This window comes from Methylobacterium sp. A49B, assembly GCF_053346215.1.
This window is the reverse complement of record NZ_JBKFBO010000068.1, coordinates 39,494-51,199: the sequence shown is the minus strand read 5'-3', so window position 1 is coordinate 51,199 and position 11,706 is coordinate 39,494. Positions and strand designations below refer to the sequence as shown.

General features: G+C 70.3%; 11 protein-coding genes. 7 read left to right on the top strand and 4 right to left on the bottom strand.

Features of this window, described 5'->3' with window-relative positions:
• The 4 genes from ACLBX9_RS06315 to ACLBX9_RS06300 form a co-directional block, all read right to left on the bottom strand.
• Positions 1–1,671 (bottom strand): methyl-accepting chemotaxis protein (locus tag ACLBX9_RS06315; RefSeq protein ID WP_447718304.1); only part of this gene is annotated, 1,671 nt, incomplete at its 3' end.
• 30 nt (positions 1,672–1,701) lie between these two features.
• A complete protein-coding gene (locus tag ACLBX9_RS06310; RefSeq protein WP_447718303.1) occupies positions 1,702–2,310 on the bottom strand; it encodes a chemotaxis protein CheW in 609 nt (202 codons plus the stop codon).
• Positions 2,310–3,821: a CheR family methyltransferase gene (locus ACLBX9_RS06305; protein WP_447718302.1), complete on the bottom strand. Its 1,512-nt coding sequence runs from the start codon at positions 3,819–3,821 to the stop codon at positions 2,310–2,312. The genes ACLBX9_RS06310 and ACLBX9_RS06305 overlap by 1 nt, the downstream gene beginning before the upstream one ends.
• A gap of 7 nt (positions 3,822–3,828) precedes the next feature.
• The gene (locus ACLBX9_RS06300) at positions 3,829–4,350 is read right to left on the bottom strand and encodes a chemotaxis protein CheW (RefSeq protein ID WP_010686156.1); all 522 of its coding nucleotides are present in this window, start codon (positions 4,348–4,350) and stop codon (positions 3,829–3,831) included.
• A 182-nt stretch (positions 4,351–4,532) separates the two neighbouring features.
• On the opposite strand from ACLBX9_RS06300, the gene ACLBX9_RS06295 reads away from it, so the two are divergent.
• The 7 genes from ACLBX9_RS06295 (at position 4,533) to ACLBX9_RS06265 (ending at position 11,632) form a co-directional block, all read left to right on the top strand.
• The gene (locus ACLBX9_RS06295) at positions 4,533–4,778 is read left to right on the top strand and encodes a hypothetical protein (RefSeq protein ID WP_039894330.1); all 246 of its coding nucleotides are present in this window, start codon (positions 4,533–4,535) and stop codon (positions 4,776–4,778) included.
• Between the two features lie 236 nt (positions 4,779–5,014).
• Positions 5,015–5,836: a DeoR/GlpR family DNA-binding transcription regulator gene (locus tag ACLBX9_RS06290; protein ID WP_447718301.1), complete on the top strand. Its 822-nt coding sequence runs from the start codon at positions 5,015–5,017 to the stop codon at positions 5,834–5,836.
• Between the two features lie 84 nt (positions 5,837–5,920).
• Complete coding sequence (gene glpD / locus ACLBX9_RS06285) at positions 5,921–7,453, top strand: glycerol-3-phosphate dehydrogenase (RefSeq protein WP_447718300.1); 1,533 nt, start codon at positions 5,921–5,923, stop codon at positions 7,451–7,453.
• 55 nt (positions 7,454–7,508) lie between these two features.
• Positions 7,509–9,014, top strand: coding sequence for a glycerol kinase GlpK (glpK, locus tag ACLBX9_RS06280; protein WP_447718299.1), 1,506 nt, complete (start codon positions 7,509–7,511; stop codon positions 9,012–9,014).
• Positions 9,015–9,305: 291 nt separating this feature from the next.
• Positions 9,306–10,037, top strand: a complete 732-nt coding sequence (locus tag ACLBX9_RS06275; RefSeq protein WP_447718298.1) for an MIP/aquaporin family protein — start codon at positions 9,306–9,308, stop codon at positions 10,035–10,037.
• A 137-nt stretch (positions 10,038–10,174) separates the two neighbouring features.
• The gene (lipA, locus tag ACLBX9_RS06270; protein WP_447718297.1) at positions 10,175–11,158 is read left to right on the top strand and encodes a lipoyl synthase; all 984 of its coding nucleotides are present in this window, start codon (positions 10,175–10,177) and stop codon (positions 11,156–11,158) included.
• A gap of 15 nt (positions 11,159–11,173) precedes the next feature.
• A complete protein-coding gene (locus tag ACLBX9_RS06265) occupies positions 11,174–11,632 on the top strand; it encodes a type II toxin-antitoxin system RatA family toxin (protein WP_447718296.1) in 459 nt (152 codons plus the stop codon).
• The last annotated feature ends 74 nt before the right edge of the window (positions 11,633–11,706 follow it).

Genomic DNA, 11,706 nt, shown 5'->3' with positions numbered 1-11,706 from the left:
GTGCCGGTATCGTTCGGCCAGGGCCATGAGGGCCTGGGCGAGTTCGGTGAGGTTGGCGGAGGCCGCCTCCACCTGCCGCGTGCCGGCCGCGGTCTGCTGGCTGGCCTGCCGGATGTTCTGCAGCGCCCCCATCACCTGCTCGATCCCGAGTTGCTGCTGGTTCGTCGAGGCCACGATCTGCTGGAACGTCTGCACGTTCTCCTCCACCCGCGCGGTGATCTCCTCGATCGTGCGCTGCGTCGTGTCCGAGCGCGTCTTGCCCGCCGCCGCCCGCTTCACCGCCTCCTCCGTCAGCATCACCGACGTGTTGATGCCCCGCTGGATCTCGCCCAGCAGACCCCGCACCTGGCCGGTGGCCGCCTTCGCCTGATCGGCCAGAAGCTTCATCTCGGAGGCCACGACCGCAAAGCTCAGGCCGCTCTCGCCGGCCGCCGCCGCCTCGATGGCCGCGTTCAGCGCCAGCAGGTGCGTGCGCTCCGAGATGTCGTTGACCGTCCCGATGATGTCGCCGATCGTCTGGGTCTTCTCCGACAGGCTGACGATGTTGCCGGCCACCGCCTCCGCCTGCTCGCGGATCGCCTCCATCGCCTTGGCCGTGTCGGAGACCGCCCGCAGGCCCTGGCGCGAGGTCTGGGCGGTCGCCTGGGCGGTGGCGATCACCTCGGTGGCGCGCTTCGAGATCTGCGCGCCCGAGTGCGTGATCTCGTCGACCGTGGCCGCCGTCTCCTGCACGGCCGCGAACTGCTGCTCGACCGAGGCCGCCTGCTCCTGCGCCGAGGCGCGGATCTCGGCCGCCGCCGCGTTCAGGTCGGCCGTCGCCGCCCGGTTGGTCCGCGCAAGGTCCGACAGCCCGGACACCATCGCGTTCAAGGTCCCCGCAAGACGGCCGACCTCGTCCTGCCGCCGGGCTTCGAGCTGTCCCGACAGGTCGCCGTCGCCGACCCGCTCCACGAAGCGCATGACGGTCTCCAGGGGCCGCACCACCGCGCGGCTGATCAGCCACGTGACGAGGAGCGCGAGCAGCACCGAGGCCGCCAGCGTCAGGTAGATCGAGAGGCGGGAGCGCTCGTAGACCGCCTGCGCGGCGCGCTGGCCGACCGCCATGCCGCCGTCGAGCAGCGTCCTGAGCGTCTTGATCCCGCCCAGGAACGGCGCCTGAAGGCGGGTGATATCGTCGTTGCGGGATTCCACCGCGGCCGCGTCCTGCTTGGCGATCGCGGCGAACTGGGCCTCGCCCAGGGTCCGGACCTCGCGGAACGCGCTCTGCACGTCGGCCGCCGCCGCGGCGACCCGGTCCCAGGCGGCGGCGCGCTCCGAGGAGGCCGAGGAGGCCTGATACTCGGAGGCGAGTTGCGCGATGGCGGTGAGGCGGCCCTCGATCCGGTCGGCGGTCTGGCGCCAGGCGGCCAGGATGTCCTCGGAGCGGGCCTGCCGGCCCTGGGCCTGCGTCAGCATCGCGATCACGGCGTTGCGGCGCAGGAGTCCGAGGTCGCGGGCCTCGTTTCCGAGATCGTCGAGCTGGCGCAGCACAGCCATGTCGCGCCGGACGATCGCGTCGGCCGTGTCGCGCACCGCCCCGATCTGCGCCAGCGCGTAGAAGCCCAGCGCCACGATGACCACGGTGACGGCGAAGAAGCCGAGAAGGATGCGTCGTCCGATCGAGAGGGTCACGGTCGGGATGGACTCCGAGTGGGGGCGCCGTCAGGGCAGGGCGCGGCGCAGAAGGCGGGGAAGATCGATCACGACGAAATCCGGACGGCTGTCGCCCGCCGCCCCGGGGGCATAGCCGGAAGCGGCCTCGTTGCCCAACCCGCCGGCGTCCGGGCCGCCCGATGAGGCCGGGGCGGTGCCCGCCGCCCGGGCGATCCCGAGCACGCGGTCGACCGCGAAGGCGAGGGACCGCGCCTGGACCGGGACGGAGGCGGGCGCCTGCGGATGGGCTTGCGCGCCGTGCAGGACGACCAGATGGCCCGCGCCCGCGTCGGGATCGGTCGCGGCATCGGGCCGCCCGAGGGCCCGGGCGAGGCTGAGCACGCCGACGATCCGGCCGGACAGGGCGACGAGTCCGACCAGCGCCGGCACCGCGCCGGGGACGGGCGTGCAGGGCCGCATCGGCAGGACCTGCGCGACCGCGGCCATCGGTACGCCGAAGCGTTCGTCCTTGCAGAGGCAGACGAGATGCTCGACGCCCGCTTCGGACCGCACCGCGGCGTTCCCGCGCCGGGCGAGGGCCGCGGCGCGCTCGGCCCGCAGATCGCGCTCCGGCCGGCCCGGTGGACGGCTCCCCTCTGCTCGCGGCCTCGATTCCATCAGGACCTTCTCCTGTGGGCGTCGCGACCCCGGTCGAGGCCGTCCCGGGCCGCCACCGCGCCGGCGGCGACTTCGGCGGCGGTGGCACCGTCGCTCTCGGGGACGGGCGCGTCCACCGCGAGGGCTTGGCTGAGGACGACCGCGTTGTCGAGGGCGCGGGCCGCCTCGCCCTGGCGTCCCAGGGCAATCAGCAGCAGCCCGAGATGGTAGTGGGCCATCACGAAGCGCCGGTCGAGGTAGAGCGCCGCCCGCAGCGCCCGCTCTGCCTCGGCGTCGCGCCCGAGCGAGCGGGCGAGGAGTCCCTCGTACAGCCGCAGCACCGGGTCGGTTGGATCCCCGTCGACGGCCGCGCGCAGGGCGCGCCAAGCCGCGCCGGTCTCGCCGGCATCGGCGAGGGCGCGGATCCGGTCGACGGTCCCGGGCTCCTCCATGCCGTCGCGGACAGCCGCGGCCTCCGCCGCCTCGCCGGTGTCGGGCGTCGCGAGCGGGAGGAGGGCCGGTGACGCATCCCCGACATGATCGGGCTTCGCCGCCGGGGAGGCGGGCGGCGCCGTCGGTGCCGTAACCGCCGCGGGGGGCGGGAGCGGCGAGGGCAGGGCTTGCGAAGGCGGCGCCTCCGCGAGACGGCGATAGGCGACGGTCCCAGGAAGGCTGACCGCATCGAGGAAGCTCGCGAAGGCGGGGCTCGGCTCGGCGTGGCCGAGGAGCAGCCAGCCGTCCGGCCGCAATCGGTGACTGAGGCCGCGCACGACGGCGGTGACCGTCCGGGCCTCGAAGTAGATGAGCACGTTGCGGCACAGGATCAGGTCGAAAGCCAGATCCGGTCCCGCGGTCGACGGCCCCGGCTCCGCGAGCGTCAGGAGGTTGCCGCGCTCAAACCGCACCAGCGCGCGGTATTCCGGGCGCAGGGCGTAGCCGCCCTCGCGCCGGATCCCGGGGGCGGGCGGCAGGCGGGTGAAGTAGCGCAGCCGCTCCTCCGGCGGCATGGTGCGCAGGGCCCAGCGGCCGTACTCGGCGGCACGGGCGGTGGCCAGGGCCTCGGTGCTGATGTCGGTGCCGAGGATCGTGACCCGCCAGTCGGGCAGGGCGTCCCCGAGAATCTCCCGCACGAGGATCGCCAGAGAGTAGGGCTCGGCACCCGTCGAGCAGCCGGCGCTCCAGATCCGGAGGGTGCGCTCGGAGTCCCGGGCCGCGACCAGCGCAGGCAAAATCGTCCCGCGCAGGGCCTCGAACTGCTCGGCGTAGCGGAAGAAGAACGTCTCGCCGACGGTGATCTCGGCCTCCAGGCGCGCCCATTCGGCCTCGCCCGCGTCGCCGTCCGACAAAAGGGCGGCGTAGGCGGCGCAATCGGGGATGGCGGCGGCACGGAAGCGGCGATGCAGACGCTCGATCAGCAATTCGTCCTTGTCGGCGTAGTAATGATGGCCGGTGCGCGCGATGATCCGCGCCTTCAGGGCGGCGTAGGCGGGGTCGGCACCCGGATCGGGGCGGGGACTGCGCAGGCGCGCCATCGCGTGCTCAGACAGGTCCGGGCAACGCGGCGAGCCGCTCGGCGGCGGCCCGCGCCAGCGCCTCGACCCGCGCCGTCTCCTGCGCCGTCAGGAGGCGTTCCGGCGCCAGCGCGTGGACGAGGCGGTCGCCGAGGACAAGTTCGGCTGCGACGCAGCCGTTGATGGATCCGGCCTCCTCCGCCGGCCGGATCGCGGAACTGGGGACCGACACGAGGTCGGCGGCGCGATCGACGAGATAGGCGAGCGCGTTGCCGTGGGTCAGAACGAGATGCGCGTAGAGGCCGGGATCCGCCGCCGCCGGACGCAGGCCGAGCAGGGCCGCGAGGTCGATCACCGGAACAGGCGCGCCGCCGAGATTGAGGAAGCCTTTGAGCCAGCCTCCGGCGGCGGGCGGGTTGTGCAGGACGGGCAGCGGCAGCACTTCGGCGACGGCGGCGCGCGGCAGGGCGCAGGGCGTGCCGGCCACGTCGAGGAGGAGATAGGCCGAACCGCTGCTGGCCACCGCCACCTGCTCCCCCATTCGTCCCATCCGGGCCGGACCGGGACGGGTCGCGACATAGGTCGCGTTAACGCGTCCGGCAATCGTGCGCCGCGAACGGGACGAGGCTGCGGAACCAAGTCTCGTCTGAGCCGCTTATTTTCCGACGCAGCGGCAACATGCCTGACGAGGTGCGAAGCTTTGCCTGCGCCGGTCTACGCCAGGGATTGACGATGAGGAAACTTCTGTTGGCCGCCGCGTCGCTGACGCTGCTCGCGGGCTCCGCCTATGCCCAGGGTAACTCGCCCTACAACGCCTCTGGCTCGCAGGCCGGCGGCCCGCGCGGCGGCATGGAGCGTGCCGGTGAGGCGGCCGCGATGGAGCGGGGTGTCGCCCCCGCGTCGCGTCCGGTCATGCGCCGGCAGATGAAGCGCAAGCGCATGATGAAGCATCACCGCCGCATGCGTCACCACATGTAACACGCGCGGGCTCCGCCGCGGACGCGGCGTTGCCTGCCGGATCCGGCCTGTCGCACCCGCGGCAGGCCTTTTTCGTGTCTGCACGCGAGCAGACGGATGGAATTATAAATCGGCCCGGCAAGGATTCGTGGGTCCGAGACGGCGGGTTCGAGCTTGCGCGAACCGCGTTTCAATCGGAAGATGTTCGAAAACGAACATCAGGCTACTAGGGCATGAGGATCCCGGGGGGTTTGGAGATGTCGCGACCGCTCGACCGTAGGTCCGAGGACCGGACCGAGGCTGTGGGCGTGGAGGGCCGGCGAAGCGCCATTGTGGCCACGGTGCGCCAGCGCGGCTTCGTGACCATCGAGGCGCTGGCCGCGCAGTTCGGCGTCACTGTCCAGACGATTCGGCGCGACCTCAACGAGCTGAGCGCCGAGGGGCGGCTCGAGCGCTACCGCGGTGGCGGCGGCCTGCCCTCCAGCGTCGAGAACATCGACTATGCGGACCGGCGGGTGACCCTGCTGCCGGAGAAGACCCGGATCGGCCGGTTGGCGGCGAGCCGCATCCCGTCCCACTGCTCGGTCTTCATCAACATCGGCACGACGCCCGAGGCGGTGGCCCGGGAACTCGCCCGGCATGACGATCTGAGCATCATCACCAACAACCTCAACGTCGCGATCTCGCTCGCCGAATCTACGGAGTTCCGCATCGTCGTGGCGGGTGGGACGGTGCGCAACCGCGACGGTGCAGTTCTGGGCCAGCTCACCTGCGACACGCTCAGCCAGTTCCGGGTCGACGTAGCGGTGATCGGCATCAGCGGCATCGACGCCGACGGGGCGCTTCTCGACTACGATTACGAGGAGGTGCGTGCGACGCAGACGATCCTGTCGCATGCCCGGAAGACCTTCCTGGTCGCCGATCACACCAAGTTCACCCGGCGCCCAATGGTTCAGGTCGGACGGCTCGATCAGGTCGACACCTTCTTCACCGACCGGATGCCGCCGGAGGAGATTGTCGCGTTGCTGGAGCGCCAGGGGGTGAAGCTGGCGGTCGCGGACCCCGGCGACGAACCGTAACGAACATTGAATTTTTCGCTTGCGAAAATTCGCAGCCGGGTCAATATAATGCCAATCCGCCGCGAGGGCGGCATTGGAGGAACCATGGCGGCAGCAACGCGCCAGCGCGAGCCGTCCGACGTCTACGATCTTCTGGTCGTTGGCGGCGGCATCAACGGCACCGGCATCGCCCGGGACGCGGCCGGCCGCGGCCTGTCGGTCCTGCTGGCCGAGCGCGGGGATCTGGCGGGCTTCACCTCCTCGTCCTCGACGAAGCTGATCCACGGCGGCCTGCGCTACCTCGAATATTACGAGTTCCGCCTCGTCCGCGAGGCACTGGCCGAGCGCGAGCGGCTGCTGCGGCTCGCCCCGCACGTGATCTGGCCGCTGCGCTTCGTGCTGCCCCACGACGAGGGCCTGCGCCCGGCTTGGATGCTGCGGCTCGGCCTGTTCCTCTACGATCACCTGGCGCGGCTGCGGACCCTGCCGGGCTCGCACGGGGTCGACCTGCGCAGCTCCGAGTACGGTACGCCGCTGCAGAAGCGCCTGACGCGCGGCTTCGTCTATTCCGACTGCTGGGTCGAGGACAGCCGCCTCGTGGTGCTCAACGCCATGGACGCCCGCGAGCGCGGCGCCACGGTGCTGACCCGCACCGGCGTGGTCTCAGCCCGGCGAGAAGGAAACGGGTGGGTCGCGACCCTGCGCGACGAGCGCGGCGGCGCCGAGCGGACGATCCACGCGAAGGCCGTCGTCAACGCCGCCGGCCCGTGGGTCAGCGAGACGCTCGGCGGCACGCTCGGCATCAACAGCCGCGCGGCGGTGCGGCTGATCAAGGGCAGCCACATCGTGGTCAAGCGGCTGTTCGAAGGCGATCAGGCCTACATCCTGCAGCAGCCCGACAAGCGCATCATCTTCGCGATCCCCTATGAGCGCGACTTCACGCTGATCGGCACCACCGACGTGCCCTACGACGGCGAGCCCGGCCCGGTCTCGATCTCCGCGGAGGAGACCGACTACCTCTGCGGCTGCATCAACCGCTCGTTCGACACGACGATCACCCCGGCCGACGTGGTCTGGAGCTACTCGGGCGTGCGCCCGCTCTACGACGACGCGGCCGAGAACGCCTCCGCGGTGACCCGCGACTACGTCCTCGACGTGGAGGACCAGGGCGGGACGGCGGCGGTGCTGTCGGTGTTCGGCGGCAAGATCACCACCTACCGGCGGCTCGCCGAGCACGCGCTGGAGAAGCTCAAACCCTACTTCCCGCACCTCAAGAAGGCCTGGACCGGGGACGCGGTGCTGCCGGGTGGGGCGATGAAGGATTCGGACTTCGACCAGTTCCTGGCCAAGCTGAAGGCGGAGAAGCCGTTCCTGCCCGACGAGACCGCCCGACGCCTCGCCCGCGCCTACGGAACGCGGGCGCGGGATATCGTCGGGACCGCGCGTTCCATGGCGGATCTCGGTGAGGCCTTCGACGGCGGCCTGACGGCGGCCGAGGTCGATTACCTGCGCACCGAGGAATGGGCGGTGACCGCCGAGGACATCCTGTGGCGGCGCTCGAAGCTCGGCCTGCGCACGAGTCCGGAGAGCGCGGCGCGCCTCGCCGCCTACCTCGACCGCAGGGCCGAGGCGGCCTGATCTTTTCGGCCCCGATCCGGCGGCAGACCGGTCGGGCATAACAGGGGAGGGAACGATGAGCCGTTACGTCGGGGCCATCGACCAGGGCACCACAAGCAGCCGCTTCATCGTGTTCGACCGGGAGGGCAGCGTCATCGCCCTCGCCCAGGCCGAGCACGCGCAGATCTATCCGGCCCCCGGCCATGTCGAGCACGACGCCGCCGAGATCTGGACGAAGACGCAAGGGGTGATGCGCGAGGCGCTGGAGAAGGGCGGGCTCCAGCCCTCCGATCTCGCCGCGGTGGGCATCACCAACCAGCGCGAGACCACGCTGATCTGGGACCGGACGACCGGCAAGCCGCTGCACAACGCGCTCGTCTGGCAGGACACCCGCAACGACCGGTTGGTGGCCGAATTCGCCCGCGACGGCGGCCGCGACCGGTTCCGCGACCTCACCGGCCTGCCGCTGGCGAGCTACTTTTCCGGGTTGAAGCTGCGGTGGCTGCTCGACCATGTCGAGGGCGCCCGCGCGAAGGCCGAGGCCGGCGACGTCCTGTTCGGCAACATCGACACGTGGCTCGTCTGGAACCTCACCGGGGGGACGGAGGGCGGCCTCCACGTCACCGATGTGACCAATGCCAGCCGCACGCAGCTCATGTCGCTCAAGACCCTCGACTGGGACGACGGCATGCTGACGACCTTCGGCATCCCGAGGGCGATGCTGCCGCGGATCGTCTCGTCGAGCGAGGTCTACGGGGAGACCAAGGCGCCGTTCGCCGGCGTGCCGATCGCCGGCATTCTGGGCGACCAGCAGGCGGCCCTGTTCGGCCAGACCTGCTTCGCGCCGGGCGAGGCCAAGAACACCTACGGCACCGGCTGCTTCGCGCTGATGAACACCGGCGAGGAGCCGGTGCCGTCGAAGGCCGGCCTCGTCACGACGCTCGCCTACCGCCTCGACGGCCACAAACCCGCCTACGCGCTGGAGGGCTCGATCGCCATCACGGGCGCCTTGGTGCAGTGGCTGCGCGACAACCTGCACATGATCAAGGATTCGGCCGAGGTCGAGACGCTCGCCACCACGGTCGAGGACAATGGTGGCGTCTACTTCGTGCCGGCCTTCTCGGGGCTCTACGCGCCGCACTGGAACGAGGGCGCTCGCGGCCTGATCATCGGCCTGACCCGCTACGTCAACCGCGGCCACATCGCCCGCTCGGTGCTGGAGGCGACCGCCTTCCAGACCCGCGAGGTGCTGCAGGCGATGGCGAAGGATTCGGGCATTCCTGTCAAGGAACTCCGGGCCGATGGCGGCATGGTCGCCAACAACACGCTGATGCAGTTCCAGTCCGACCTGCTCGACGTGCCGGTGGTGCGCCCGAAGGTGGCCGAGACCACCGCGCTCGGCGCCGCCTACGCGGCGGGTCTGGCGGTCGGCTACTGGAAGGGTCTCGACGATCTCAAGCGCAACTGGGGCGTGGACCAGCGCTGGACCCCGAAGATGGATGCCGGCCAGCGCGAGAAGATCGCCGCCGCCTGGAGCCGGGCGGTGCAGCGCTCCTTCGACTGGAAGACCGACGAGGATTGAGCGGCAGGCCGTCGGGTCCGTGCGCGCGGCACGATGGCCTTACGCCCTCGTGACAACCACCATCCCAACCCGCGACCTCATCCTGAGGTGCGCCGAAGCCGCCTCGAAGGAGGGTTCCAGCCAACCGCGCGGTCGCTGGAGTTTTCCTTCGGGGTCTACGCTTCAGTTCGGCACTTCAGGATGAGGCAGCTGAATTAAATTCGCGCCAATATCCGTGACCGCTTCCAGCGATCACGCGCTCGCCAAAGCTTTGAACTTTCACAAAAAGCAGCGAACGGGGGAGACAAGATTATGACATCACCATTCCTGGGCGAATTCCTGGGTACGATGACCTTGATCGTGCTCGGCGACGGCGTGGTGGCCGGCGCCCTGCTCAAGCATTCCAAGGGCGAGAACGCCGGCTGGATCGCCATCACGGCGGGCTGGGCCTTCGCGGTCCTCGCCGGGGTCTTCGTGGCCAACGCCACCGGCAGCGCCGACGCCCACATCAACCCGGCGGTCACCGTGGCAGGTGCGGTCAGTTCCGGCGATTACAGCAAGCTTGCCACATACATCCCGGCCCAGATGCTCGGCGCCTTCGTGGGCGCCGTGATCGTCTGGCTCCATTACCTGCCGCACTGGGGCGCGACCCAGGATCCCGGCCTCAAGCTCGCCTGCTTCTGCACCGGCCCTGCGATCCGGGACGCGAAGGCCAACTGGCTCTCCGAGATCATCGCGACCTTCTTCCTGATCCTGACGATCTCCGCCCTCGTGACCACCACGCTCGGCTCGGCCGGCGCCATCCCGCGGGCCGTCGCGCCCTACATGGTCGGCATGCTGGTCTGGGGCATCGGCCTGTCGCTCGGCGGCACCACCGGCTACGCCATCAACCCAGCCCGCGACCTCGGGCCGCGCGTGGCCCACGCGGTGCTGCCGATCGCCGGCAAAGGCTCGTCCGACTGGGGCTACGCGCTGATCCCCGTGGCGGCCCCGCTGGTTGGCGCCGTGCTGGCCGGGCTGTTCGTCCGGGCGCTGGGGATCTGACGGAACGGACCCACCCTCAACCGCCGCGGGGCGTCCCTGCGTCGCGGCGGTTTGCGGCGCGCGGCCTTCAGCCTTAAGTCAGGGCCATCACGACCGCGCCCTCGGGGCGCTTCCCGCGGTGTGGCAGCCCCCGACTCATGGCCGTCGTCCTCGACATCCTGAAGAACGATCCGCGGCCGGACCGCCTGCGCCATCCAGAGAAGGCGCACCGGCCCGATCAGCCCGTCCAGGCCAAGAAGCCGGACTGGATCCGCGTGAAGGCGCCGGGCTCCAAGGCCTGGACCGAGACGCAGAAGATCGTGCGCGAGCACGGGCTCGTCACGGTCTGCGAGGAGGCGGGCTGTCCAAATATCGGCGAATGCTGGGAGAAGCGGCACGCCACCTTCATGATCATGGGCGACACCTGCACGCGGGCCTGCGCCTTCTGCAACGTGCGCACCGGCCTGCCCGATGCCCTGGATCAGCATGAACCTGAGAAAATTGCCGATTCGGTCGCCAAGCTCGGCCTGCACCACGTCGTCATCACGTCGGTCGACCGGGACGACCTGAAGGACGGGGGCGCCGAGCACTTCGCCCGCACCATCGCGGCGATCCGGCGGGCGAGCCCCGGCACCACGGTGGAGATCCTGACGCCCGACTTCCTGCGCAAGGACGGCGCGCTCGAGGTCGTGGTCGCCGCCAAGCCCGACGTCTTCAACCACAACCTGGAGACGGTCCCGGCCAAGTACCTCACGGTGCGGCCCGGCGCCCGCTACTTCCACTCCGTACGCCTGCTCCAGCGGGTGAAGGAGCTCGACCCCGCCATCTTCACCAAGTCCGGCATCATGGTCGGGCTCGGCGAGGAGCGGAACGAGGTGCTCCAGCTCATGGACGACCTGCGCTCGGCCGACGTCGACTTCCTCACCATCGGCCAGTACCTGCAGCCGTCGAAGAAGCACCACGAGGTCGTGCGCTTCGTCCCCCCGGAGGAGTTCAAGGCCTACGAGACCACCGCCTACGCCAAGGGCTTCCTGCTGGTGTCGGCGACGCCCCTGACGCGTTCGTCGCACCATGCGGGCGAGGACTTTTCGCGACTTCAGGCGGCGCGTCTGGCCAAACTGTCGCCCGCGCTCTCGGCCTGAGGAAACCCGAACACCATGCCGTCCTTCCGGGTCACCCGCGCGGTGAAGCATTCGCCGCAGCAGATGTACGACCTCGTCGCCGACGTGGAGCGTTACCCCGAATTCCTGCCGCTCTGCGAATCCCTGCGGGTGATCCGCCGGCAGGACATGCCCGACGGCGGGCAGGTGCTGATCGCCGAGATGGGCGTGGGCTACAAGGCGATCCGGGAGCGCTTCACCACCCGGGTGACCCTCGATCCGGCGAACCTCAAGATCGTGGCCGAGTATATCGACGGCCCGTTCCGGCACCTGGAGAATCGCTGGCTGTTCAAGGACGGCCCGGGCGGCGGCTGCAACGTCGACTTCTTCATCACCTACGAGTTCAAGAGCCGCACCCTGGGGCTCCTCATGGGTTCGATGTTCGACCGGGCCTTCCGTAAGTTCACCGATGCCTTCGAGGGGCGCGCGGATCGGATGTACGGGGCGCGGGCGTAGGACCCGTCATCGCTTGCGCCGTAGCGCCGCGAAGACGGTGGTCCAATCCATCGACCTCATCCTGAGGTGCCGGA

What these genes read in the sequence shown, in the direction of transcription:
- lipA (WP_447718297.1), top strand. Translation starts at nt 10,175, where the DNA reads ATGGCCGTCGTCCTCGACATCCTGAAGAACGATCCGCGGCCGGACCGC.
- ACLBX9_RS06275 (WP_447718298.1), top strand. Translation starts at nt 9,306, where the DNA reads ATGACATCACCATTCCTGGGCGAATTCCTGGGTACGATGACCTTGATC.
- ACLBX9_RS06300 (WP_010686156.1), bottom strand. Translation starts at nt 4,350, where the DNA reads ATGGGACGAATGGGGGAGCAGGTGGCGGTGGCCAGCAGCGGTTCGGCC.
- ACLBX9_RS06305 (WP_447718302.1), bottom strand. Translation starts at nt 3,821, where the DNA reads ATGGCGCGCCTGCGCAGTCCCCGCCCCGATCCGGGTGCCGACCCCGCC.
- glpK (WP_447718299.1), top strand. Translation starts at nt 7,509, where the DNA reads ATGAGCCGTTACGTCGGGGCCATCGACCAGGGCACCACAAGCAGCCGC.
- ACLBX9_RS06290 (WP_447718301.1), top strand. Translation starts at nt 5,015, where the DNA reads ATGTCGCGACCGCTCGACCGTAGGTCCGAGGACCGGACCGAGGCTGTG.
- ACLBX9_RS06295 (WP_039894330.1), top strand. Translation starts at nt 4,533, where the DNA reads ATGAGGAAACTTCTGTTGGCCGCCGCGTCGCTGACGCTGCTCGCGGGC.
- ACLBX9_RS06265 (WP_447718296.1), top strand. Translation starts at nt 11,174, where the DNA reads ATGCCGTCCTTCCGGGTCACCCGCGCGGTGAAGCATTCGCCGCAGCAG.
- ACLBX9_RS06310 (WP_447718303.1), bottom strand. Translation starts at nt 2,310, where the DNA reads ATGGAATCGAGGCCGCGAGCAGAGGGGAGCCGTCCACCGGGCCGGCCG.
- glpD (WP_447718300.1), top strand. Translation starts at nt 5,921, where the DNA reads ATGGCGGCAGCAACGCGCCAGCGCGAGCCGTCCGACGTCTACGATCTT.